The following is a 24,057-nucleotide window of genomic DNA, read 5'->3' on the forward strand; positions in this document are numbered from 1 at the left end:
CAACATTAAATAAGAGAATCAAAATGAATCTAAATAACATCCCTTTCGGCACAACTAATTGGGCAGAAATTCCAACTACTCATCATGAGGGTGAACAAGGTTATGCACTATGGCGTACTCAACAATTTGATAATATTCGCGTACGCATTGTCGAATATTCTGAAAATTATTTAGCTGACCATTGGTGTAGTAAAGGACATACACTTTTCTGCTTAGAAGGCGAATTACACACTGAACTTGAAGATGGCAGAACTTTTACCCTCACTGCAGGCATGAGCTATCAAGTGGCAGACAATACTGAAGCACATCGTTCATCTACAACAATTGGGGCAAAGTTATTTATTGTAGATTAATGAATTTTCAGCTATACGCAAAATTTGATAATTTTCAGTGGCGATAATTTTTAATAAAGGTGTTTCAAACCACCCAACATGAAAATTAAAGCACCTGAAGCGATGAGGTTCTTCATCCTTATACAATCTTAATGCTTCTGATTTCAACGAATCTTCTGCAACTTCCGAAACATGAGAGAGATCAATGTTTTCTATTGAAAATTCTTGTATTGCCAATACTTCTTTAAAAGTGATCTCCCATTGTATATCCTGCCAGTCTGTCATCATTATTTTCACATAAGATTGGCTTGATTGAATTGAAGTAATTATTCCATCAGAAATGCTCAAATCACTTATTAACATGCCTTCGAACTCAGATACATAGGCAAAGCCGGACTTAGGACTCTAAAATAAAAAGATCAATGAATCAATAATAACGAGATCAATACACTGATAGGACGTTGAACAATTCCGATTTTATAAATTTTTTTGCTATATTAAATATTACATAAGCCTGATCCTTTCATTACCATGCACTTCAATCCTCGCTATCCTTCCTTAAATCCAAAGCTATACCACGAGCAAATGCCCTCACCCCTCAAAGATGCAAAAGCAGGACATTTTAATCAAGCTTTGGCAGATGAGTTGCAATGGTCTGATGATGAAAAAGCGCAATGGGTTGAAATCTGTAGTGGACAAAAAACCTTTCCCGAATTTCATCCTTTGGCAATGGTCTATGCAGGACACCAATTTGGGCAATGGGCAGGACAACTCGGTGATGGACGTGGCTTGCTCATCGCTCAAGTTTTAGACAAGAAAGGACAAACCATTGACCTACATTTAAAAGGTGCAGGTTCTACCCCCTACTCTCGCATGGGTGATGGTCGTGCTGTACTTCGTTCAGTCATCCGTGAATATTTAGCAGGTCATGCCCTCAATGCTTTAGGCGTACCATCAAGTAATTCAGTCGGTTTTACAACTTCGGAACAAGGCGTACAACGTGAAAAGTTAGAACTTGGCGCAATGATGCTACGCACCTCAGACTGTCATATTCGTTTAGGACATTTTGAATGGATCAATCAATATCAGCCAGAATTACTCAAAGAATTTACACAGAAATGTATTGAGTGGCACTATCCAGAATGTTTAAAAACTGAAAATCCTATTTTAGCCTTTGCCACCAAAGTTATTCAAAACACCGCAGTGATGATTGCCAAATGGCAATTGGTTGGTTTTGCTCACGGCGTGATGAATACTGATAATTTAAATATTGCGGGCTCAACTTTAGACTTTGGTCCTTACGGTTTTATGGAGCGTTTCCGTCCAAATTGGATCAATAATCACAGTGATTATAATGGTCGTTATACCTACCAAAATCAACCAAGTATTGCACACTGGAATCTTTGGAATTGGTTGAATAATCTCATTCCACTGGCAACACCCGAGAATAAAGAACAATTTAAAAAAGACCTTGCGGATTGCTTAGAACATTTTGAACCGACATTTTTAGAGCATTACACGCATGGCTTATGTCAAAAAATGGGCTTACCAAGTTTCCACAAAGGCAGTTTTGACTGTGCGATGGCATTTTTACGAATTTTGCAAAGCGAGCAATTAGACTACACCGACAGTTTTATTCGTTTGCAGAATAAACAATATGAAGCCATTAAAGATGATTGTCTTGACCGTAGACAGTTTGAAAGCTTCTTATCACAATTTGAAAGTATCCGAGAAAACCAAGATATTGACGCCTTAGATGCTGAAATGCCGAAAGCCAATCCCATCTATATTTTACGTAATCACATGGCACAAAAAGCGATTGAGCTGGCTGATCGCGATGATTTTTCAGAAGTCGATCGTTTATTTAAATTACTTAGTCGACCATTCACGAAGCAGCCTGAGTTAGAACGAGCGGAAGATTTAGCACCATTGCCAAGTGATGTTACTGAAGTGATGGTGAGTTGTTCGTCTTAAAAATAAAGCTTACATTCAGAATGATGAATTACCAAAAATATTGCGCATATAAATATGTACTAAAACGATGCGCATCATTGGTCGCTAAATCATCTGTTAAATATTTCAAACCAAAGTTTTTATGCTGTACAGACACGCCTAAAGATTGGGTCTGTGGTTCAATGTGTACCCCATATTTGAGTGAAGCATACTGCCAAAAACCATTCATCTGTACCAAAGTAAGATACTGATTTGAAAAACTTGTTAAGCTTAAACTCCATGGTTGATCATTACGAGAATAAGTAATTTCAGAACTGACTTTATAAGGTAACTTTTGGGTGTATTGCTTGGTCTTACTTAATTGTCCTGCCAAGTCCATACGTGGACGGCTATTCTGATCGTAACGAATACTATATTTTGTAAATGGTGCATTGTCCCAATATAAATAACTGAAAATATCTTCTGCTTGTACAGCAATATCCCAATTTTTAGCTAATTTACCCTTCACCCCCAGATCTAAGGCATAACCATAACCTTTATTGGTTTGACCATTCCAACCAAGTTCATCTTCTTTTAATGCAGGTTCATCATAACTATAGTTTAAATGACCATTTAACCACTTAACCCGATCCATCAGTTCAGGCATGTTGCTTGTTTGACCTTGTGCTTGAAACTCACCATCTACATAATGCCGACCGATCAAAGCGGTTAATCCTGTCACGATCTTCCAATCAGAGTTTATATCCCAATCATAGCCAAATCTTGCACCTACAGTATCGACATGTTGAGCTTCTAGCTCCAAAGCATAATTTGAATTTGCATCAATAAGCTGATCATTTTTAATTTGATAATATAGCTTCGCCATATCCTCACTAAACCGTAATTGATAGTCATACGACCAAACCCATCCCATCGTCCAATGATCATGCTGAGTTTCAAGTTTCATTTTACCTGAAGCAAAAGCATTCTTTCCTTTTTCCAAACGTGGGCTATCCCAATCATTCAAAAAGGCATGTACAGAAACAGGATCACTATATAATTCGGCATTCAATGAAAATTTCGCTGATTGTTCAGCAAAACAGAATGACGGTAAAAGCATTAAAAATATTAGGTTTTTATTCATTTAATATAAAAGAAGACAGCGCATGCTGTCTTCTTCTCACTCGTTAAAATTAAGGTGTAATGTAAACAATAGTATTATCAGTGAACTTAACAGCGTATTGACCTGAAGACGTTTTAGTAATCGTTCCATAACTTGTCGTACCGACTTTTACGTCAGCCTGTTGGAAATTTCGAATATCATTAATTTGCACAAAAGCACCATTTTTATGCTTAATCAAACTGTCAATCACAGGTTTTTCGACAGTAATATCTTGTGATTCAAATGCAATATCCAAAGCATTTTTATCTACAGCAACTGCTACATTTGCAATGCCTTTTAAATATTCAGCACGTTTCGCAGTCACATCGATACTAAATGGTGTAGGAGCAGCATTGGCACCTTTTAATTTACCAGATAACTTAACTGCCAAGTCTGCATTGATAAAGTTCAGTTTCGTTTCACCTTGGCTAATATCAATCACTTTAGTTAAATCATTATTTAATTTAATGCTAGCATCTAAATCTAATACTTCTTGCAAATATGCAACTTGCCCCTTCAATGTCAAATTATATGGAATAAGTTGTTCATTGGTCGATTGACCATTGCTAAATTTAACTGCTTTAGCGTCAAAAGAAACTTCGCTTAACGTTGCTTTCACATCTGCACTTTCAAAGACTAAACCTTTAAGCTGTAAAGACGCTTGATTTAGTTCCGCCTCTTGGTTTTCCAAAGTGTCAGTTACTGGATATACCAACTTAGCAGTACTGTCAGCAGTAAAGCTAAATTTAGCTTTTTGCTGTGCTGAATTGGCCACTTCAATTGAGCCACCATTTGCAATTTTGAAATTATAAGTACTTTGACTTGCAACAAAAGGGGCTTCAACTACAAAATTTGTCACATTTACTTTTGCTTGATTGGCGTAAATAAAGTTGTCTTTATTGGTATACCAGTCAGGATTTCCCCATTCCCAATTATCTAAATCTTTAAAATCATCCCAGTAGGCAACATCCGCAGAACCAGTAACTTTGACAGAATTACCACTTACTTGTATCTGTAATGTGCTATTTTTTATGTCGTACCCAAGTGGATAATCATTTTGGATGGCATCATTTTTTAATAATAATTCCAACTCTGCGGCATTATATTGTTTTGCCTGACCTTTTGAATCTTCTTGTGCTAGTTCTGCTAAAGTAAGCACAATGTCAGCACCACGACTTAAATCCGAAGCTGTATTATTAATCACTTCAACAGGTGTCTTATAGTTATCTGCAATATCTTGAAAACCATTGTAATATGAAATAATTGCTTTTGTTGTTTCAATTAATTGTTTTGCTTTATCTAAATCCGAAGCCGGTGTAGTAACACTACCACCGCCTGTTCCACCACTACCGTTTGAATTTTCATTTGATGATCCTCCCCCTCCACACGCCACCAAAGCCGAGCTACACATCAACACAAGCAATGTTTTTTTCAATAACATGAGATATCCTTTTTATGAACGAATTCAAAAGTAATTTTTTGTAAATATAAAACTTTTTAAAAATATCTTTTTATGCTTGAAATTTCAACATAATTTAGACAAAAATATTAATATTTTGATAATAATAAAATACTTATTCAAAATACCTAATAAGTATGCAAACCTAAAATAAAATCGTCACACAAAATAAACAGCCAAAATTTATTACATAAATAAACATTTAACACATAAAATATTCATTAAAAATAAAAGTTAAATTTCCATCATTCAAAATAAACAAGAAAATCCATTACTGTTTGAAAATTTCTTTGATGCGAATAATCAATAATGAAACTAAATCCAAAGCAAAGTGAAATAAAATAGCATTAATTATCCATCAAACTTACCCACAAATTCTGTGGATAACCATGTGCTTATCCACAGGATAAATCCACAATCACAAAACAACCACAGCTTTCGCATTTAAAATGAATAAAATTTAGACAATACATAGTTTTACATTGTTTATAACTCAAAATGAATAAAAAGTTTATCTTTCTCATTATCCTGATTTGCTTATTCAGCATTGCAGGTACGTTTGCCTATCAAAAATATCAGAAATACTTGCCGACAACTCAAACTGAAATTACAGTCCATAATCTATCAGAACAAGAAATTGCGCAGATTCGCCAAAATACTCCGATTACAGAAGTTAAAGTCTATAAAACAGATCGTGTAGTCAAACTCATGCACCGGAGTCAAATTATTCAAACCTATCCAATGCGTTTAGGTTTTGATCCGATTGGGCATAAAGTCAAAGAAGGTGATGGCAAGACTCCAGAAGGACAATACATCTTGGATTGGCGCAATCCGAAAAGTGCATTTTATAAATCACTCCATGTCAGTTACCCAAATGCGCAGGATAAGGCAAAAGCCAAACAACTCGGTGTTTCCCCAGGGGGTGACATTATGATTCATGGCTCGGCAACAACTTCACAAATTGAAAAACTGCCGAGCCTCATGACCTATTTACCCCGAAATGACTGGACGTGGGGCTGCATTGCCGTTAGAAATGTAGATATGGACGAGATTTGGAAATTGGTCGATGATGGTACACTCATCAGTATTTTTCCATAATGATCGATTTTTAAATGTGGGGGTAAGATGACAGGCAATGATATTCAAGCGTTTGCTTTAAAAATAGCAGCACAATTACCCAAAGCCGAGTTAGATTACCCTTTTGGCGAAGACATCCATGTGTATAAAATTATGGGCAAAGTCTTCATGCTGGTTTTTGATTTAAATGGCAAAGAAATGGTGAATCTCAAAGTGCAACCTGAACATGGTGAAATGCTGAGAGATGTGTATGAATCTATCCATACAGGCTACCACATGAATAAACGACATTGGATCTCAATCTATGAGGGTGAACAAATCACAGAAGAACTGATCGAAGACCTTGTCCAGAACTCCTATGCACTGGTCGTGAAAACTTTAACTAAAGCACAAAAACAAGTTTTAGCGATCCATAGCCAAGTTTAGGTGAATAAATCCAGTTTGACTCAAAATTTATTATTCCAAATAAGAATATATACTTTAAATATTATTTATATGTTTTATTTCTGAGCTATTAAATTAAAAGTTATAAACATTTACCCACAAAAACTGTGGATAAACCTGTGTTTATCCACAAAACATATTTCAAATTGTAAATTTTTTAATCTTCTGGATACTCGAAGCGATAGCCTACTCCGTAAACAGCTTGTACCCATTCATGACGGTTTCCAGTTTCAGCTGCTTCCGAAATTTTACGACGTAAGTTTTTGATATGACTATCAATAACACGGTCTGCAACATCAAAACTGTCTGGGTTGATATGGTCTAAAAGTTGCGCACGCGAATAGACTTGACCTAAATGTTCGAGGAAAAGCTCTAAAAGACGGAATTCAGTTGGTGTTAAATTCAACGATTTTTGTTGATACCAGATACGTTGTTGTGCTTTATCAATACGGAATAGATCATTGGCTTCAGGTTCAGCCTTGCGTTCTAAACGACGCAACACCGCTTGAACACGTGCCACCAATTCTTTAGGGCTAAACGGTTTACAAACATAATCATCTGCACCCATATTTAAGCCCAATACACGATCAATTTCCTCAGTTCGCGCAGTCACCATAATGATCGGTAAGTCAGTTTGCTCACGGACTTTACGGCAAATGGTTAAACCATCCATCCGAGGTACCATCAAATCCAAAACCATCAAACTTGGTTTACGCTGTAAATAACTGTCATATGCTTCCTGACCATCATGAAACATACTGACCTCAAAGCCTGCTGCTTCTAGATAATCTCGCACCAACTGCGCAAGTTCAACTTCATCTTCTACCAGCATGATATGCTTCATGTTGTGCTTTTCCTTTTAAACTTTTGTATGTTTTGAAAATGTCAGTTTGCAACGCAAACCACCGAGTGGTGAATGATCAAACGTCAATTGACCACCTAAAGCTTGGGCAATTTTACCCGATAACGCCAAACCTAAACCTGTTCCACCTGTACTACGTGTACGTGAATCATCCACACGATAGAAACGTTCACCCAAACGCGCAATCTGCTCATCACTTAAACCCAATGGACTATCATCCACGATCACAGTCCATGAATCTGCATCTTGAATGGTATGCACTTGAACTTCTCCACCTGCTTCAGTGTAGCGAATACTATTACCCAACAAGTTGACCATAATTTGCTTAAAGCGATCTATATCTAATTGTAATTTTACATGTTCACCTGTTGCTGAAATTGTTAAATCCGCCTGTTCAAACTTCGGTTTAAAATTTTCAACCTCTTGCAAAACCACAGCCCAAGGATCAATTTCAGCAAAGTAACATTTCAATTGCTGTGCTTCAGCTTGCGCTAAATCGGCTAAATCCTGCGTCAATTTTTTTAGACTGGTGACTTGACATAACATCGCTTCAAAATGCTCAGGTGTTGGTTTACGAATTCCGTCTTGCATCGCTTCAATCTGTGCTTGCAATACTGCCAATGGTGTTTTTAATTCATGCGAAGTATCCGCAACCCACTGACGACGTGAAGTTTCATGTTGATCAAGAATTGTGGCTAATTCATTAATCTCATTGGATAAATCCCCCAATTCATCATTACGCTTTACAGTCACTTGATGTTGAAAATTGCCTTTGGTTAATTCTCTTGTTGCGTTCAATAAACGCTGAATTGGCTGTTTAAAATAGGTTGCCAATAATAATGCCGCCACCAAGCTAGTCAAAAAGCTCAGAATATAAATGAGAACCAAATAACGTGTTTGATTACTAAAAAAGTTAATACTGAGTGCATCATCTTGATCTAAAACTGGTTTTAAGCCTAAATAACCCACCACTTTATTATTCACTGTGATCGGACGGTAAGATACTTGCTCACTTGATGGTTCGCCCAAAATAAACTGATGATTGACATCATACAGTGAAAGCCGTGAACTTAATCCAAGACGATCAGGCATGGCAATGAACATTTTTTTGCCTTTTTGGGAATCACCAGTAGTCCGCATGGTATCAGGGGGTGGCAACTCTTTAGGTGGCGGATTATCACTTTGTGGGCGAGGCTGTGACGAATTTTGTGATGTACTCTGTGATGAGTTCTTACGATCCGCAGGTGGTCTAAATAAATTTTGATTGGCACTTAAAGGGAATCGAAGACCTTCAAAAGGCTGATATTGTGAAGGTAAATTTTCTTCAAGTATTTTTAGCTCAGTTTGATCAAGTTGCCCCTGCCCGACATTTGCATTGGCAACGACAGAATTAACAACTGTATGTTCTTTAAAATATTTTTGCTGTAACGAAATATCATACTGACGACGTAACCACCAACGAGAAAGCTTGTCGTAATCATCAGGCGCTGCTTCACCCTCGATTTGTAAAATTTGTGCTTGAACAGCATTTCCCCAGTCTTGATAGACACCATAGACCCCTGCCAAATTTTCAATCAAATGATCGAGTTTCTGCATCTCAACATCTGCAACATATTTGGCAAAATTCTTCTGCATCGTCCAATGCAATACCCCCAAACTCACAGTTGTAATTAACAAAGTCGTTAATAAAACTGTGAGGAATAAGCGTAGTGCAATGGGGACTCGGCGTATTTTCAAAACTGATCTCGCATTTTTCTTCTCATTTCAACATTGTACCCAACACTTGTTTAAAATACTCTCCATTGTTTCTACATCATTATTATTTAATCTTTACTGATCGACAAAACATAGAACATTCATTGGAGTAGCAACAATGAAAGCAATGACAAAAATCGCTTTAGTATCCGCAAGTGTTTTAGCAATGGGGGCTTTAACCGCTTGTCAGTCCAACCCTAGTCCTAAAGAAGGGCACGATGGTCGTGGCATGATGCATGGTGATAAACATCATAGAATGTCACCAGAACAACGTGAGCAAATGAAACAAATGCGTGCTGAACGTCATGAGTTTAAGAAATTAGCGCAAACTGCCTGTGACAATAAAGCCGTCGGTTCTACAGTTTCATTCAAAGTCAATGAAAAGTCTGTTGAAGGTACTTGTGCAATCAACTTCCATCCAGATCGTGGTGCAATGAAAGCCTTACGTGATACAGATCGTGTCAAAGATCATGATAATCGCCATGACCGTCATCGCTTTAAGCGTGGTCAAGAATTAACAGCAGAGCAAAAAGCGCAGTTCGAACAACAACGTGCTGAACGTAAAGCTCAATTTGAACAAAAGCGTGCTGAACGCCAAGCAAAATGGGACGCAATCCAAAGCGCATGCAATGGACAAACGAATGGTAAGCAAATTCAAGCCAAAATTGATGACAAATTAATTGCGGGCACCTGCGTAGTACATTTCAAACCGAATACACGTCCAGACATGATGGGGAAACCTATGCATGCACCAGCACCAGTTGATGCACCTGTACCACCCAAAGCATAAGCGCGTAATGGTTTAAATTGCGGACATAAAAAAACGACCATATTTGGTCGTTTTTTCTATACAACAGAGATGTAATTACTTTGAATTATCAGAAATTAAAGCCACTTGTTGCGCATAATTCAGCAATTTTAACTTAGATGCTTCTAACTCTTCAGCAGAAACTTGTTTTGTAATATCACGATGAATACGCAAAACATGTTGACGTAAAGAATGACTTTCAGCCGCATTATACGATTTACAAAATTCTTTAATCGCAGGATCACGTTGTTCAATCATACGATCCACCCAACGATCCAATTGCGCTAATTTCTTCGCACCTTGCTTTGGCGTTAAATAAGACAAAATTATTGCCTCATCTTCATTACGCAACAATTTACCAATACGCTGAAACTGACGACGACGTGCTTCAAAAGATGTAATGAGTTGTACATCTAATAGAGCTTCGATCAAACGCTCTTCAACAGGTAAAGCTTCGATTTGCTTCTTTGACAACTCAGCGAGTTGCTCACCTAAAGCAGCCATGCGTTGCACAGCTTTCTTCTGTTCGGTTTTACTTGCACGCCCTTCTAAAGAATCAAAATCATCTTCAGTAAAACGTTGCGGACGACGTGCCACGATTATTCTGCCTCGTAAAATTTATCTGCGAATAATGCTTGAACTTCAGACAAAGCTTTTTCTTCATCTGCACCATCAATCACTAGACGCAAAGTTGTTCCTTTACCTGCTCCGAGCATGAGTAAAGAAAGGATATTCTTGGCATCGACCAATTTATCACCCTTACCAATTTGAATAGAACATTTAAACTTGGTAGTGACTTCGATTAGTTTTCCAGATGCACGCGCATGTAACCCTAATTTATTAATTACGTCAACAGTTGTGTCGATCATGACCAGTGCTTCATTTCTCTATGTAATACTTGAACGGGCCATTTCGACTCAAGAGCCTGCTTCAACCGATCCACAATATAAACCGAACGATGTTGACCACCCGTACAGCCGATTGACACCGTAATATAGTGACGATGTCCCTCTGCAAAAGCAGGCAACCACTTATTTAAAAACGCATAGATGTCTAGATACATCTCATTTGCTTGTTCGCTGGCTTCTAAAAACTTACGCACAGGTTCATCTAAACCTGAAAATTTACGCAATTCTAAATCCCAATGAGGATTCGGCAAATGCCTGACATCAAAAACAAAATCTGCATCCAATGGAATACCATGTTTATATCCAAAAGATTGCAAAATTAAAATGAGTTTATCGGACTGTCCGAGTTTGGACAATAAGGTATCTTTTAAATCATGTACACTTTTATCTGTTGTATCTATATGTACTGTTGCACGGAGTTGAATTGGCAACAGTAAATTTTTTTCTTCTTGAATACATTCATTCAAACTTTGAAAACGATTGGACAATGGATGTGGACGACGTGACGCACTAAACCGTGAAATCAGTTCCTGATCACGTGTAGTCAAATAAATCACATCAACACTACCGTGTCTTTGGATTTGCTGAAAAACCTGATCAAAACCCTGTAAATCTTCACGAGCACTACGCACATCGACACCGAGTGCGAGTAAATCTAAATTATTTTCTTTATCTAATTTTTCAACAATTTCAGGAAGCAATGCCAAAGGCAAATTATCAATACAGTAATAACCCAAATCTTCAAGCACCTGCAATGCAGATGATTTACCTGAACCAGATTGTCCTGTCACGATAAGTATGCGCTTCATGGCATGGCGATTCCTAATACATAGCTAAACTAAATCATTAAATCAGCGAATAAAGTTAAGCAGAATGTTTGACTTGTAAATTGTCGATCAAGCGAGTTTTGCCCAATTTTGCTGCGATAAACAATACAACATCTTGGTCAAATTGTTCAACCTTTTGTAGCATTGGACTGCGTGCTTCCACATAATCCACCACCAAACCCGCACCAGTTAGACTTGTACGAATTTGCGACAAGGTATCAAGCAATGATTTCCCTGCGTGTAGATCTTGTTCCGCAGTTTTCAAGGTCTTGTAAATCACAGGTGCCGTTTGACGATCTTGTTCAGACAAATACCCATTACGCGAGCTTAAAGCGAGACCATCTTCTGCACGTGCGATTGGCACGCCTATCACTTCAATTGACATATTCAAATCTTGAACCAACTGTTTAATCACAGCCAATTGTTGATAATCTTTTTGCCCAAAGAATGCAAAATTAGGTTGAACAATATTAAACAACTTTGTCACAACAACAGCGACGCCATCAAAATGACCAGGGCGCTGTAAGCCACATAAATCATTGGTAATATCACTCACGCTAATATTGGTTAAACGTGGATGTTTACCATACATTTGTTCAACTGAAGGTGCAAAAACGATGTCGCACCCAACTTCAGCAAGCAAGTGACTGTCTTGCTCTAAAGTGCGCGGGTAGTTATCGAAATCTTCATTTGGACCAAATTGAATGGGGTTCACGAAAATACTAACCACCACAACATCACATAATTTACGAGCTTCACGAACAAGGTTTAAATGCCCTTGATGTAAATTACCCATCGTGGGAACAAAGCCGATGATTTTACGTGCCGCTCGAGCAGGATTAAGTGATGCTGTTAATCCTTGGATGGTAGTTTCTGTTTTCATGTTTACAGCTCGACTTGGAAAGTATGTTCTTTCGCAGGGAATGACTGATCTAGCACCGCAGCATGAAATGCCTTAAATGCATCAACAATTGCCGTTTCGCCTGCTTGTTCTTTCATAAAATTACGCACAAAACGTGCCACTTTACCAAAAGTCAGTCCTAGCATATCTTGAACCACGAGGACTTGACCATCAGTCTCTACACCTGCACCAATACCAATCACAGGTACATGCGGGAATAATTCAGTGATTTCTTTACCCATTTGAGCAGGAACGCATTCAAGCAATAACATTGCTGCGCCAGCTTCAACCACAGCTTTACAATCAGCAATCAGTTGATCCGCAGCTTCACGTGTTTTGGCTTGTAGTTTATAACCACCAAACACATGTACGGATTGCGGTGTTAAACCTAAGTGTACACAAACAGGAATACCGTTTCGTGTCAAAACTTTAACTGTTTCAGCCAGCCACTCACCACCCTCAATTTTCACCATTTGAGCGCCCGCTTGCATCACGGTTTTAGAGTTGACCAACGCATCATTCAGCGTTGCATAACTCATAAATGGTAAATCACAAAGAATAAAAGAATGCTGATTGGCACGACGCACAGCAGCTGTATGGTATGCCATATCTGCAACGGTCACAGGCAAAGTGGAATCATGCCCTTGGATTGTCATCCCTAAAGAATCGCCAATTAAAATAGTATCAATTTCTGCGACTTCCATGCCACGCGCCATACTTGCATCATAGCAAGTCAAGCATGAAAATTTACGTCCTTGAGTTTTGAATTGTCTTAAATCGCTTAGACTAATCATGACAATATTCCTCTATCAATGAGAGTTCTTTCAATGAAAGTGTTGTGTACATTCAACAGTTCAGTCTGCCCAAGCCTGATCTGCAAGCACGGTCAATGTTGAATGTGATACAAGTTCTAAATTTTGTAATAATTGTCCATTTACTTGAAGCTCAGTATCTAAGTCCAATAAAGGAATCACCACAAAATCACGCTCCAAGATACCAACATGTGGCACTGTGAGTCGCTCATTTATAATGTTTTTTTCAGCATAAAGCAAAAGGTCAAGATCTAAAGTTCGCTCTCCCCAACGACGTAAACGAACACGACCTGATTCATTTTCAATGCGTTGCAACTCATCTAACAAATCTAAAGGGGCTAAATGAGTGTTTAATTCTACAACAGCATTGTGATAATTCGGTTGATCTTGAGGTCCCATCGGAGGGCTTTGATACAACTTAGAGACACTAACCTTACCCAATTTTCTAAGTTGCTCTACGGCTTCACGTAAAATCTGCTTAGAATCCCCTAAATTACTACCTAAACCAACGTAGGTCTTATTTATCATTGCGTTGGCCCAAAGATCACTTTGGTCAAATCACGTTGTACACGGCGACGTTTGGTGATCGGATGATCTGCTGTAATTTCACCCGTATTGACTGTAGTTTTTGCTGATCTAAAATCACCAGATGATGCAGACGAGTTTGGCTTACTGCGTGAACGACGATTACGTGATTCTTGCTCTTTCACCAATGGCTCAATGTGTGTTGAAGCCGATTTACTTTCGTCCACAACAGCCTTATCACCAGTTACAGAGTCTGCAACTTTTTTACGGCTCTTGGCACGTTGACGATTGTAGCTGCTAATTGCACGCTCTTTCTCGTCCGTTGACATATTTTGATAAGCATCCCACCACGCGCCCATCCCATTGGTGGTAGTATCGCCTGATTTTTCTCTTAACAATAAAAAGTCGAAACCTGCACGAAAGCGTGCATGACTTGAAAGTGCTTCAATTTGCTGAGGTTTAGGGCTAAGTAAACGACTTTGCATTTCCCAAACTTCACGAATAAAGGTTTCAGCAAAACGAGGAATAATGGTGCGTGTTGCTTGACGTTTTAATACATCAAGCCCTGCCTGCGCACGTGCTTCAGCAGCAACAACGCCTTTGCCTTGATAAAACTCACAACGTGCTTGGAAGTTATTCCACAACAATACCGCATAGAAAAATGCAGGGTTGATGGTTTTACCAATTTGAATACGTTGATCGGTATTTTTTGCAGCACGCTCAATGAATTGAGTAATTTCAGGGGTGATGTCAGCAAACAATTGCTTCCAAATACCAAACTCAATCAGCATCGGCATCACACGATGCAAATGCCCCATGGTAAATAATTTTTGTGATTCATCGTATAAGCGATGTGGTGATACATCACGTAACAGATTGGTCATTTCTGGGGTAAAGATTTTTAAAATTTCAGGATCAATACTAAAATTCAACTTCGCTGCGAAACGCAAAGTACGCAACATCCGTACAGGATCTTCTTCAAAACGTAAGGTTGGATCCCCCAAAAGACGTAATTTTTTATCTTTTATATCGTCATAAGCATGGCAAAAATCAAGCACTTCATCTTTACGTGGTTGATAGTACATGGCATTAATCGAGAAATCACGACGCGCAAAGTCTTGCTCAATCGTGCCCCAATTATTATCCCTTAAGATCATGCCTTGTGCAGAAGTAATCGCCTTTTTCGGAGGCGCACGAAATGTTGCTACTTCAATCAACTCACGACCAGAATAGACATGTGCCAATTCAAAACGTCGTCCGATAATTCGGCAACGGCGACCAAACACTTCTTTAACCTGTGATGGTGTTGCATTGGTGACTGCATCGAAATCTTTCGGATTTAAGCCAAGCATTAAATCACGCACACCACCACCGACTATATAAGCTTCATAGCCAGCTTTGGTTAAAGAATCAATAACATCTAAAATGGAAGAAGGTAATTGAGCGGTGGATAAGCCACACTTTGACGCACGCAAAGTTTGCAAAAGACACTGTCTCCTACGTCAGGACGTAAAAATCATAATTGTGCTAATCATATCGCTTACACAACTAAAGGGCAATTTGAATCTCGAATTCTTCACAGTAAATTCAAAAAATGAATAGTGCTTGCGATGCGATTTAATCACACTCCTCCCTTCCAAAAATTATGATATAAATCAACAATAAATATTAATTTACTATAAACTTAATTGGCTTTTATTTTTTTCTAACAGCTTAGGGCCTATTCCTTTTACCTTTTGCAAATCATCAATACTATTAAATTTTCCATTCTGATTACGATAATCAATGATCGCCTGCGCTTTCTTCGCACCCACACCATTCAACTGTTGCAATTGCTCTAAATTTGCAGAATTTAAGCTAATTTTAGAACCAGAGCTCAATTGTGAAATCTGCTTTGAAGATGAAGGCTGATTTGAACGACTTGAAGATGTCGATAAACTTGGCTTCGACAAATAATAGTTATCGTCTTGCTTTTTTAACTTAGCATCCTGCGCTTGCTGTTCAGCTTTCCATTTTAAATAGGCATGATCAAATTGTTGTGCATACACATTCGACGACATCCCCAACAATAGAAGCCATAGAATGGCGAATATATTTAATTTTTCTAAATAATTATTTCGCAACACCTGAATTTTCATGGATAACCTGTTGTTTTAGTTTTAGCTTTGCTTGATCCCAAAGTTGATCCATTTCTTCTAAAGTACAATCTTCTAATTGTTTATTTTTAAAATTGATTTGTTCTTCAATATAAGCAAAGCGAGTTTTAAATTTATGAATAGTGCCTAAAAGCGCCATTTCACTTGATATGCCTAGTTTACGTCCAACATTAATTAAAGAAAATAAACAATCACCAAATTCATCTAACATTTCATCGGATTTTCCAGACTCCATCGCTTCTTCAAACTCAGCTAATTCTTCTTTGACTTTTTCATAAGCTTGAACTGCATCAGGAAAATCAAATCCAATCTTCGCAACATTCTTTTGAATATCTTCAGCTTGCGACAAGGCAGGACCATGTTTTACCGTATCTAAACGTGATTGGAGTTTGCCCTGCTTGGCTTTTTGTTGCTTCTCTTGATGCTTAATGTCTTGCCATAAAGATGAGACTTGTTCAGGCGTTAATTGCTCAAACTTTTCTTTTTCAAATACATGCGGATGACGACGAATTAGCTTTTGACAAATCGCTTCAACCACATCATCAAAGTTAAAAGCACCTTGTTCACTATACATTTGTGATTGAAACACCACTTGTAGCAGTAAATCGCCCAATTCATTTTTCACTTCTTCAACATCGCCAATACGAACAGCTTCTTCGACCTCATACGCTTCTTCAATCGCATAACGCGTCAAACTTTCAGGGCTTTGCTCTCGATCCCAAGGACATTCTGCACGTAACTGCTTCATAATGCTTAATAACTGTTCCATTTTATATCCTTTAAGATCAATCACAAATGACGCTTTAGAACTTGTGATCATTGTTCATTTATGTTCAACTCAATTCAATCTAAATAAAACAAAAACGGAGATTGCCATGAGTCAAAGCATTTTTATCAGTGGTTCAGCGCAAGGGATTGGCGCTGCGATTGCTCGCCTATTCTATCAACAAGGCTATAAAGTTGGTATTTATGATATCAATGAAACTCAGGCGCAAGCTTTGGCTGATCAATTGGGACACAATGCAAAAGCTGGGAAATTAGACGTCAGTGACTATGCACAATGGCAGATCGCACTAGAGGAGTTTTCTCAATGGGCAGGCGAACTCAATATTTTAGTCAATAATGCGGGTATTCTCTATTCAGGGGATTTTGAAAAAACCGACATTTCAGCCCATCATCGAACAATTGCTATTAATGTTAATGGTGTATTGAATGGGTGCCATGCCACATTACCTTATTTGCGAAAAGCCAAATTTGCACGGATCATCAATCTTTCTTCGGCATCTGCAATTTATGGACAGGCAGATTTAGTATCTTATTCTGCCAGTAAATTTGCTGTCCGTGGCATCACAGAAGGCTTAGATACAGAGTGGCAAAAATATGGCATTCGCGTTTTAGATGTCATGCCACTGTTTGTGCAAACTGCGATGGTTAAAAATATGGATGCAGGTACGATTCAAAAAATAGGGGTTGATCTAAACCCACAAGATGTTGCCGAGCAAATTCTGACTTTAGCCAAAGCCAAAGGGACAATTCTTACTACAACTCACACACTCATCGGTTTCAAAACCAAAATTTTGTATCAACTGTCCAATATTAGCCCGCAGATTATCAACCGCTTGACTAATCTCATTATTTCAAAAAAGTAAAAACAATAAAAAGTCACATTATTGAAATATTTTTAATATTTCATCACAAAATTGTGGCTTTTTTTTAATACTTGTTTAATATATCTGCACCTCCAGAGGGTAATTATAAATTTAAACTTAAAAGTGAATAACTAACATGAAAAAAATCATTGTATTAGCTACTATCGCAACACTTTCTGCAACTACTTTTGCTGCAGAATCTACTTCTCAAAAATTAAGCACTTCTGAACTTAAAGCTATGGATTGTGCAACACTTTCTGTTGAAAAATCTAATGCACAACAATCTTTAGATGCTGCTGATAAAAACCTTGCAAACATCAATGCAAAAGCTCAAGACCCTTCTGCTAAAGTTAGCAAATGGGCAGGTATTGCTGGTGGTGCGCTAAGTGCATTTGGTAAAGGTGACTCTAAAGCTGGACAACTTGCAAACTCAGTTGCTGGTCAGCAAGATACTTCTGATGCAAGCAACCCTGAAATTCAACAAAAGCTTAAAGCAGATTCACAAGCAAATCTGAATAACATTGCTGTTTACCAAAAGTCTAAAAAATGCAAAATCTAATCAATTAGATCAAGCGTAAAAAAACCTGCATTTAGCAGGTTTTTTTTACGCCTCAGATTTTAAATATATAGCGCTTTGAAATAGCCTAGAAAATCGTTAATTTCCTTGAACCAAACGGCGTGCGCTAATAATGCCAGGTTGTTGCTCTAGACGTGCCAATAGACGTGACAACTGAGCTAATCCTTTGACTTCAATCAATAATTTCATATTCGCGATACCATCTGATTCAGATATCGTGTTCACTTGGCGAATATTAATCTGGTCAGAGAAAATCACTTGGGTCAAATCTTTAAGCAAACCACGGCGATCATAAGCTTCCACCACGATCTGCACACTTTGACCACGTGTTGGCTGCATTTCCCAGTCCGCTTCTACCGCACGATCAGGCTCATTTTTGATCATGCGTAGATAATCTGGACATGCAACTTTATGAATACTAACACCACGGTTCAGCGTAATATAACCCGCAATTGACTCGCCATGGACAGGCTGACAACATTGTGCAATATGCAATTCAACATTATCCAAACCATCAATCAAAATGCCATGTGCAGACAGTGTATGACTAGCACGTGGATTCAATGTCGGTTTTAATACCAGTTCAGGTTCGTCTTGATCCAAGTGCATGTGGCGATTCACTTGATTAATCAAGGCATGCAAGCTAATGTCGCCACTCACCAATGAAACCAGAATATCATCACCAGATTTCACATTGAAATGATTGCAATAATCACTTAAATCAATACTTTTCGGGTGAATTGCTAAACGTGAAAGCTCTTTATTGAGTAACTCACGTCCAACTTCCAAATTCTTACTGCGGTCTTGTTGTCTAAACCAATGACGTAACTTGTCACGTGCACGTGCAGTTTTGATATAACCGAGTGAGTTCACCAACCAATCACGGTTCGGTTCACGATCTTTCTTGGTTAAAATCTCAACTTGTTCACCTGTTTTTAAGGTGTAAGTGAGTGGCACATAACGTTGGTTAACACGTGCTGCATAGCACTTATTGCCCACTTCGGTATGTACATGATAAGCAAAGTCTAAAACAGTTGAACCACGTGGTAATTCTTTAATATCACCATCACGGCTAAACACATAGATTTTTTCAAAACCTTCAAAATCTTGAATTTGTTCAAAATCTTCAGGCTCATCTTCGTTCGGATGCGCACTCGTTTCTGTACGTTCTTGATAATGCTCAAGTACTGCACGTAACGAATGCAAACGATGATTAAATGAGTAATCTGTGGTTTTTGAGCCTTCTTTATAGTTAAAGTGCGAACATACGCCCAACTCGGCTTCTTCATGCATTTCTTTGGTACGAATCTGAATTTCCAAAGATTTATTTTCAGCGATTACCGCTGTATGCAATGAACGATAACCATTGGCTTTCGGATTGGTAATATAGTCATCAAACTGATGCGGGATGTGACGCCAGATTTGATGCACAATCCCTAAAGCGTGATAACACTCTGCAACGGATTTCACCAAAACACGCAATGCACGAATATCATAAAGCTGATCAAAACTTAGATTTTTACTCTTCATTTTGCGATAAATCGAATAAATATGTTTTACTCGACCTGAAATTTCCGCCTCAATATCATGATCAGCCAACTCACCCTTGAGTTTTTCAACCACAAATTGAATATATTGTTCACGCTCAAGACGCTTCTCATTCAGCAATGAGGCAATTTCTTTATAGCGTTCAGGGGCTAAGTAACGGAAAGCTAAATCTTCAAGCTCCCATTTTAACTGTGCAATCCCTAAACGATGTGCTAAAGGCGAATAAATTGTGAGAATTTCCCGCGCCACACGCTCTTGACGTTCTTTCGGTGAATGCGCCAATTCACGTAAAGCAAAAGTACGCTCCGCCAGCTTGATCAACACAACTCGAACATCTTCAGTGACTGAAATCAACATCTTATAGATGCCAGTCAAATGCTCACGTTGATTATTATTGAAGTGATCTTCTAAGCGTTTATTTTTTTCAATCAGCTCAGAAAGTTTACCCATTGCCAAAGTACCTTTGACAAGGTTGTAAACTTGTTCACCGAATTCTTGTTGAATTTCCTCTAAGGTGGTTAAACCTTCACGCACGCTTCGATACAGCACTGCTGCTGCCAGCGTATCTTCATCGACATGTAAATGCGCAAGGATATCTGCCATCCCGATACCTGTGGTAAAGGTATTGGTTCGCGAATTTACCGTGGTCGCCAATTCTTTTTGTAATACGAGTTGCGCGACTTGTTCTAACTGTTTAAGTTCAGCACCGTCTAAAATTCCACGCACACGATCTAGCCAAGTCGCCAGAGCATGTTGCGCTTCAGCGGCATGTTCTACAGTCGCTTCCTCTGACAACTCATTTAGTTGATCAGGAAGTTGCTCACGTACTGTGACCATACCCTACTCCTATAACTCTATACTTCATTATAAATCGTTTATCTCTGTTTTCTTTTCAAATAAAGCAATGGATTCAACATGCCCCGTATGAGTAAACATGTCCATCACACCTGCTTTTTTTAGCTGATAACCGTGTTGCACCAAAATCCCAGCATCTCTTGCCAAAGTCGCTGGATTACACGACACATAAACGATTCTTTGTGCACCAAACTTGGGCACATAATGCATAATCTCTTCCGCACCCGCACGAGGAGGATCAATCAATAATGCATCAAATCCTTGATTTGCCCAAGAATAATGCGAAAAGTCTTTTGTTAAATCTTGTGAATGAAATTTAACATTGGTGATGCTATTTTTCAGTGCGTTTTCTGTACCGCGCTTCACCATCTCTTCACTACCCTCAACTGCAACGACTTTTCCTGTGACACCAACACATCTGGCGAGAGGAAGTGAAAAATTTCCCAATCCACAAAACAGATCTAGAACTTTTTCACCATGTTGCAATTCAAGCAAATCACATGCCAGCTTGACCATTTGAGGATTTACAGTCGGATTGACCTGAGTAAAATCTGTGGGATTGAACGCAAAATCGACGTTAAAATCTTCTAATCGGTAATGTAAATGCATTGCTGCTTGCGCATCATCCACGCGATGTACACTGTCTACACCTGCGGGTTGCAAATACAACTGCCATTGTTTCTGTAACGCGTATTGTTGCAATAGGTTGACATCATGCTCTTTTAATTTTTCAGTATGACGTACCAATAAAGAGATTTCACAATCTCCTTTGGCTAATTCTATATGACCAATGCTACTTTTGCCTTTTAGACTTTCGAGTAATAGCTTAATTTCTGGAAGTGCTTGATCAAGTTCAGTATCGAGAATTTTACAGGTCTGAATTTCAGTTAAATGATTGCTTTGCGCCTCACGAAAACCCATGAGTAATTTATTTTGTTTTGGTAAATAACGTACGCCAATTCGTGCTTTATGACGATAATCGACACGCGTTGAACGTAACGGCGCTAGCCATTGCTCAGGTGCTAAACCTGCAAAATGGCTTAAGTGAGATTTTAAAACGTCATGCTTTAAACGGATCTGCTCATCGGGATGAATATGTTGCATATTACACCCACCACAGCTTCCAAAATGCGGGCAAATCGGTTGGATACGATGAGGATTTGGCTCACTGAGCAATTCGATACAATCTGCTTCTTCAAGTTTAGACACTTGTTTAGTGATTTGAGCCTTAACGATTTCACCAGGCAAAGCATAGCGAATAAACACTTTTTTACCGTGCTTTTCACTCGGATGTTTTGTACCACGAACATCTGCCAAATGTTCTGTGGTATTTGAATAGTGCGCAATCCCTCGCCCTTCGTGTGACAATCGTTCAACTTTAAAAATATATTGTGGAAGTTGAGATGGTCGAGGTTTGGCTCTATGTTTCAAAGGAATACCTAATCGGGTGTGGAGGGAAAATCTGCTCGAGTAAACTCAGTCTGCTGTGAAGTTTCACGCCAAACATCTAAGAACTCTTTTTGTTGCGGTTGACCTTGTAAATAATGAATCGACGCTTGAATCCATAAACGATGATCTTCTCGACTGATTTGACCTTTGAGTAAAGACCAACGTAGATAGATCAACCATGTATTCAATACATCACCTTCGCAATAGCTGGTCAGTTTGAGCCATTGCTGGTTTTTCACATATTCAGGTATAAAATAACCTGAAACACCACGTTTACCAGGATAGCCGAGTAAATGTGCTGCATCATCTAACTTCTGAAAATGACGACCATTAAACATCGCCATCACATCCATCAAATCAACATGACGGTTGTGGTATCGGTTCTGATAGTTATTATACCTTTTTTGCGTATCAATCTCACCCTGATCGAACAAACTTGGCGCAGATAATCCATGATACATGGCACGGAATAAAATCACTGGAATATCAAACTGTGAACCATTCCAACTCACCAATGTCGGATGACGCTTATCAAAGATAGATAAAAATTTTTGTAAAATTTCTGCTTCAGAATGATGTTCACGGCTAAATGAAAACAGTTTCATTGCCCCATTTTCATCAATCCATAGCCCTGAGATACAGACAATTTCATGTAAAGGCAAGCGCTGAAAATCCATACCAGACTCTTGACGACGCAGCTTTACTAACGCTTGCTCAAGATCTTCTTGCGGTAAATCCAAGCCATATAAATGCGCCCCAGATTTCAAATCTGTCAGGGTTTCAATATCAAAAACTAAAACAGGAAGACGCATAAAAAGCTTTACTCAATTATCAGTTTGCCATCATGAAACAAATGAGCACCATGAAGCAACCATTCTTGGTGAAGAATAATAATTAATCCTCAACCGAAAACAAACCCGTAGAAAGATAACGATCACCACGGTCACACACGATACATACAATCACAGCATCTGGATTTTCTTCTGCGATTTTAATCGATGCCCACACCGCACCACCAGAAGAAACACCCGCGCTAATACCTTCTTGACGCGCTAAACGACGTGCAGTTTTTTCCGCTTCAACTTGCGGAATGTCCATAATACGATCGACACGTTTAGGCTCAAAAATCGTCGGTAAATATTCTTGTGGCCAACGACGAATCCCTGCAATATTTGAACCTTCCGACGGTTGCAAACCAATAATTTGAATATCAGGATTTTGTTCTTTTAAATATTTAGAAATTCCCATAATCGTACCCGTCGTTCCCATCGAACTGACGAAATGGGTAATTTTACCGCCTGTTTGTTGCCAAATTTCAGGGCCAGTGGTCAAGTAATGTGCTTCGACATTATCAGGATTACCAAACTGATTTAAAACCAAGCCTTTGCCTTCACTTTGCATTTGCAAAGCCATATCACGTGCTTGTTCCATATTTTCAGATTCAATCAATTCAGCACCATAAGCACGCATGGCATCTTTACGCTCTTGACTTGAACCTGCTGGCATGATGAGTTTCATCTTATAACCACGCATAGCAGCCACCATTGCCAATGCAATCCCTGTATTTCCACTGGTCGCTTCAATCAAAGTATCGCCTGGTTTGATCTGTCCACGCTGTTCAGCTTTCATAATCATATTATATGCTGGACGATCTTTTACAGAACCTGCTGGATTATTGCCTTCAAGTTTTGCCAATACTGTTGCTTGAGTATGACTCGCCAAACGCTGTAGACGCACCAAAGGCGTTTTACCTACATAATGGTCTAACAAAAAATCATCGGCTAAAAAATCAGGTTGTGTATTACTCATGGATTGCACCTATATCGAGGTGCGCATATTGTATGAAAAAATAAATGCTACTGCACAACTTTCCTAGTGATTTTGAAAGAAATGATCAAACTAAACCCAGATTATATTCAGCTAAATAAAATCAATTTAAATTGTTTATTGAATAAAATTAAACACATATATAAACACAAGAATACTTTAGAATTAGAAATGATAAAGTTATCTATAAAA

General features: G+C 38.5%; 25 protein-coding genes. 7 read left to right on the forward strand and 18 right to left on the reverse strand.

Annotated features, from left to right (window positions below; all coding sequences use genetic code 11):
* Positions 1–23 precede the first annotated feature (23 nt).
* Positions 24–353, forward strand: coding sequence for a DHCW motif cupin fold protein (locus tag EXE10_RS13235; RefSeq protein WP_130113678.1), 330 nt, complete (start codon positions 24–26; stop codon positions 351–353).
* Here EXE10_RS13235 and EXE10_RS13240 read toward each other — a convergent pair.
* Positions 336–695, reverse strand: a complete 360-nt coding sequence (locus EXE10_RS13240) for a hypothetical protein (protein ID WP_130113679.1) — start codon at positions 693–695, stop codon at positions 336–338. The two genes, EXE10_RS13235 and EXE10_RS13240, sit on opposite strands and share 18 nt — an antisense overlap.
* A 168-nt stretch (positions 696–863) precedes the next feature.
* Here EXE10_RS13240 and EXE10_RS13245 point away from each other — a divergent pair, with 168 nt between their 5' ends.
* Complete coding sequence (locus EXE10_RS13245) at positions 864–2,306, forward strand: protein adenylyltransferase SelO (RefSeq protein WP_130113680.1); 1,443 nt, start codon at positions 864–866, stop codon at positions 2,304–2,306.
* A gap of 28 nt (positions 2,307–2,334) precedes the next feature.
* Here the strand turns inward: EXE10_RS13245 and EXE10_RS21725 are convergent, their stop codons facing one another.
* Complete coding sequence (locus EXE10_RS21725) at positions 2,335–3,336, reverse strand: hypothetical protein (protein ID WP_322972702.1); 1,002 nt, start codon at positions 3,334–3,336, stop codon at positions 2,335–2,337.
* Between the two features lie 121 nt (positions 3,337–3,457).
* Entirely contained in the window at positions 3,458–4,867 is a 1,410-nt protein-coding gene (locus tag EXE10_RS13255) for a hypothetical protein (protein ID WP_130113681.1), read from the reverse strand.
* A 516-nt stretch (positions 4,868–5,383) separates the two neighbouring features.
* Here EXE10_RS13255 and EXE10_RS13260 point away from each other — a divergent pair.
* Entirely contained in the window at positions 5,384–5,983 is a 600-nt protein-coding gene (locus EXE10_RS13260; protein WP_130113682.1) for a L,D-transpeptidase family protein, read from the forward strand.
* Between the two features lie 27 nt (positions 5,984–6,010).
* Positions 6,011–6,388, forward strand: coding sequence for an MmcQ/YjbR family DNA-binding protein (locus tag EXE10_RS13265; protein ID WP_130113683.1), 378 nt, complete (start codon positions 6,011–6,013; stop codon positions 6,386–6,388).
* A gap of 175 nt (positions 6,389–6,563) precedes the next feature.
* Here EXE10_RS13265 and EXE10_RS13270 read toward each other — a convergent pair whose 3' ends face one another.
* On the reverse strand, positions 6,564–7,250 hold the full coding sequence (locus EXE10_RS13270; RefSeq protein WP_068973296.1) for a response regulator: 687 nt from the start codon (positions 7,248–7,250) through the stop codon (positions 6,564–6,566).
* A gap of 15 nt (positions 7,251–7,265) precedes the next feature.
* Entirely contained in the window at positions 7,266–9,005 is a 1,740-nt protein-coding gene (baeS, locus tag EXE10_RS13275; RefSeq protein WP_130113684.1) for a sensor histidine kinase efflux regulator BaeS, read from the reverse strand.
* A gap of 136 nt (positions 9,006–9,141) precedes the next feature.
* On the opposite strand from baeS, the gene EXE10_RS13280 reads away from it, so the two are divergent.
* Complete coding sequence (locus EXE10_RS13280) at positions 9,142–9,813, forward strand: hypothetical protein (protein ID WP_130113685.1); 672 nt, start codon at positions 9,142–9,144, stop codon at positions 9,811–9,813.
* A gap of 75 nt (positions 9,814–9,888) precedes the next feature.
* Here the strand turns inward: EXE10_RS13280 and yjgA are convergent, their stop codons facing one another.
* The 9 genes from yjgA to mazG all read right to left on the reverse strand — a co-directional run bounded on the left by yjgA (position 9,889) and on the right by mazG (position 16,729).
* The gene (yjgA, locus tag EXE10_RS13285; RefSeq protein ID WP_068973293.1) at positions 9,889–10,428 is read right to left on the reverse strand and encodes a ribosome biogenesis factor YjgA; all 540 of its coding nucleotides are present in this window, start codon (positions 10,426–10,428) and stop codon (positions 9,889–9,891) included.
* A 2-nt stretch (positions 10,429–10,430) separates the two neighbouring features.
* The gene (locus EXE10_RS13290) at positions 10,431–10,700 is read right to left on the reverse strand and encodes an HPr family phosphocarrier protein (RefSeq protein ID WP_004725933.1); all 270 of its coding nucleotides are present in this window, start codon (positions 10,698–10,700) and stop codon (positions 10,431–10,433) included.
* On the reverse strand, positions 10,697–11,548 hold the full coding sequence (gene rapZ / locus EXE10_RS13295) for an RNase adapter RapZ (protein ID WP_130113686.1): 852 nt from the start codon (positions 11,546–11,548) through the stop codon (positions 10,697–10,699). The genes EXE10_RS13290 and rapZ overlap by 4 nt, the downstream gene beginning before the upstream one ends.
* A 55-nt stretch (positions 11,549–11,603) precedes the next feature.
* Positions 11,604–12,449 carry a pantoate--beta-alanine ligase gene (gene panC, locus EXE10_RS13300; RefSeq protein ID WP_068973291.1) on the reverse strand — a complete coding sequence of 282 codons (846 nt, stop codon included), beginning with the start codon at positions 12,447–12,449 and terminating at the stop codon, positions 11,604–11,606.
* Positions 12,450–12,451: 2 nt separating this feature from the next.
* Positions 12,452–13,261: a 3-methyl-2-oxobutanoate hydroxymethyltransferase gene (gene panB, locus EXE10_RS13305; RefSeq protein WP_068973290.1), complete on the reverse strand. Its 810-nt coding sequence runs from the start codon at positions 13,259–13,261 to the stop codon at positions 12,452–12,454.
* Between the two features lie 60 nt (positions 13,262–13,321).
* The gene (folK, locus tag EXE10_RS13310; protein ID WP_130113687.1) at positions 13,322–13,807 is read right to left on the reverse strand and encodes a 2-amino-4-hydroxy-6-hydroxymethyldihydropteridine diphosphokinase; all 486 of its coding nucleotides are present in this window, start codon (positions 13,805–13,807) and stop codon (positions 13,322–13,324) included.
* Complete coding sequence (pcnB, locus tag EXE10_RS13315; protein ID WP_130113688.1) at positions 13,804–15,288, reverse strand: polynucleotide adenylyltransferase PcnB; 1,485 nt, start codon at positions 15,286–15,288, stop codon at positions 13,804–13,806. Before pcnB ends, folK begins: the two co-directional genes overlap by 4 nt.
* A 192-nt stretch (positions 15,289–15,480) precedes the next feature.
* The gene (locus tag EXE10_RS13320) at positions 15,481–15,942 is read right to left on the reverse strand and encodes a ComEA family DNA-binding protein (RefSeq protein WP_130113689.1); all 462 of its coding nucleotides are present in this window, start codon (positions 15,940–15,942) and stop codon (positions 15,481–15,483) included.
* Positions 15,917–16,729, reverse strand: a complete 813-nt coding sequence (gene mazG, locus EXE10_RS13325) for a nucleoside triphosphate pyrophosphohydrolase (protein WP_130113690.1) — start codon at positions 16,727–16,729, stop codon at positions 15,917–15,919. Before mazG ends, EXE10_RS13320 begins: the two co-directional genes overlap by 26 nt.
* A 106-nt stretch (positions 16,730–16,835) precedes the next feature.
* Between mazG and EXE10_RS13330 the strand changes: the two genes are divergently transcribed.
* Both EXE10_RS13330 and EXE10_RS13335 read left to right on the forward strand, forming a co-directional pair.
* Positions 16,836–17,609, forward strand: coding sequence for an SDR family oxidoreductase (locus tag EXE10_RS13330; RefSeq protein ID WP_130113691.1), 774 nt, complete (start codon positions 16,836–16,838; stop codon positions 17,607–17,609).
* 136 nt (positions 17,610–17,745) lie between these two features.
* Positions 17,746–18,168 carry a hypothetical protein gene (locus EXE10_RS13335; protein WP_130113692.1) on the forward strand — a complete coding sequence of 141 codons (423 nt, stop codon included), beginning with the start codon at positions 17,746–17,748 and terminating at the stop codon, positions 18,166–18,168.
* Between the two features lie 96 nt (positions 18,169–18,264).
* Here EXE10_RS13335 and EXE10_RS13340 read toward each other — a convergent pair whose 3' ends face one another.
* The 4 genes from EXE10_RS13340 to cysM form a co-directional block, all read right to left on the reverse strand.
* Positions 18,265–20,571, reverse strand: coding sequence for a RelA/SpoT family protein (locus EXE10_RS13340; protein ID WP_130113693.1), 2,307 nt, complete (start codon positions 20,569–20,571; stop codon positions 18,265–18,267).
* A 27-nt stretch (positions 20,572–20,598) separates the two neighbouring features.
* Positions 20,599–22,020 carry a 23S rRNA (uracil(1939)-C(5))-methyltransferase RlmD gene (gene rlmD, locus EXE10_RS13345; protein ID WP_068973283.1) on the reverse strand — a complete coding sequence of 474 codons (1,422 nt, stop codon included), beginning with the start codon at positions 22,018–22,020 and terminating at the stop codon, positions 20,599–20,601.
* Positions 22,021–22,028: 8 nt separating this feature from the next.
* Entirely contained in the window at positions 22,029–22,850 is an 822-nt protein-coding gene (locus EXE10_RS13350; protein WP_130113694.1) for a 3'-5' exonuclease, read from the reverse strand.
* Between the two features lie 82 nt (positions 22,851–22,932).
* Positions 22,933–23,847: a cysteine synthase CysM gene (gene cysM / locus EXE10_RS13355; protein ID WP_130113695.1), complete on the reverse strand. Its 915-nt coding sequence runs from the start codon at positions 23,845–23,847 to the stop codon at positions 22,933–22,935.
* Between the last annotated feature and the right edge of the window lie 210 nt (positions 23,848–24,057).

It is taken from the genome of Acinetobacter sp. WCHAc060033 (assembly GCF_004209125.1).
Lineage (GTDB): Bacteria > Pseudomonadota > Gammaproteobacteria > Pseudomonadales > Moraxellaceae > Acinetobacter > Acinetobacter wuhouensis.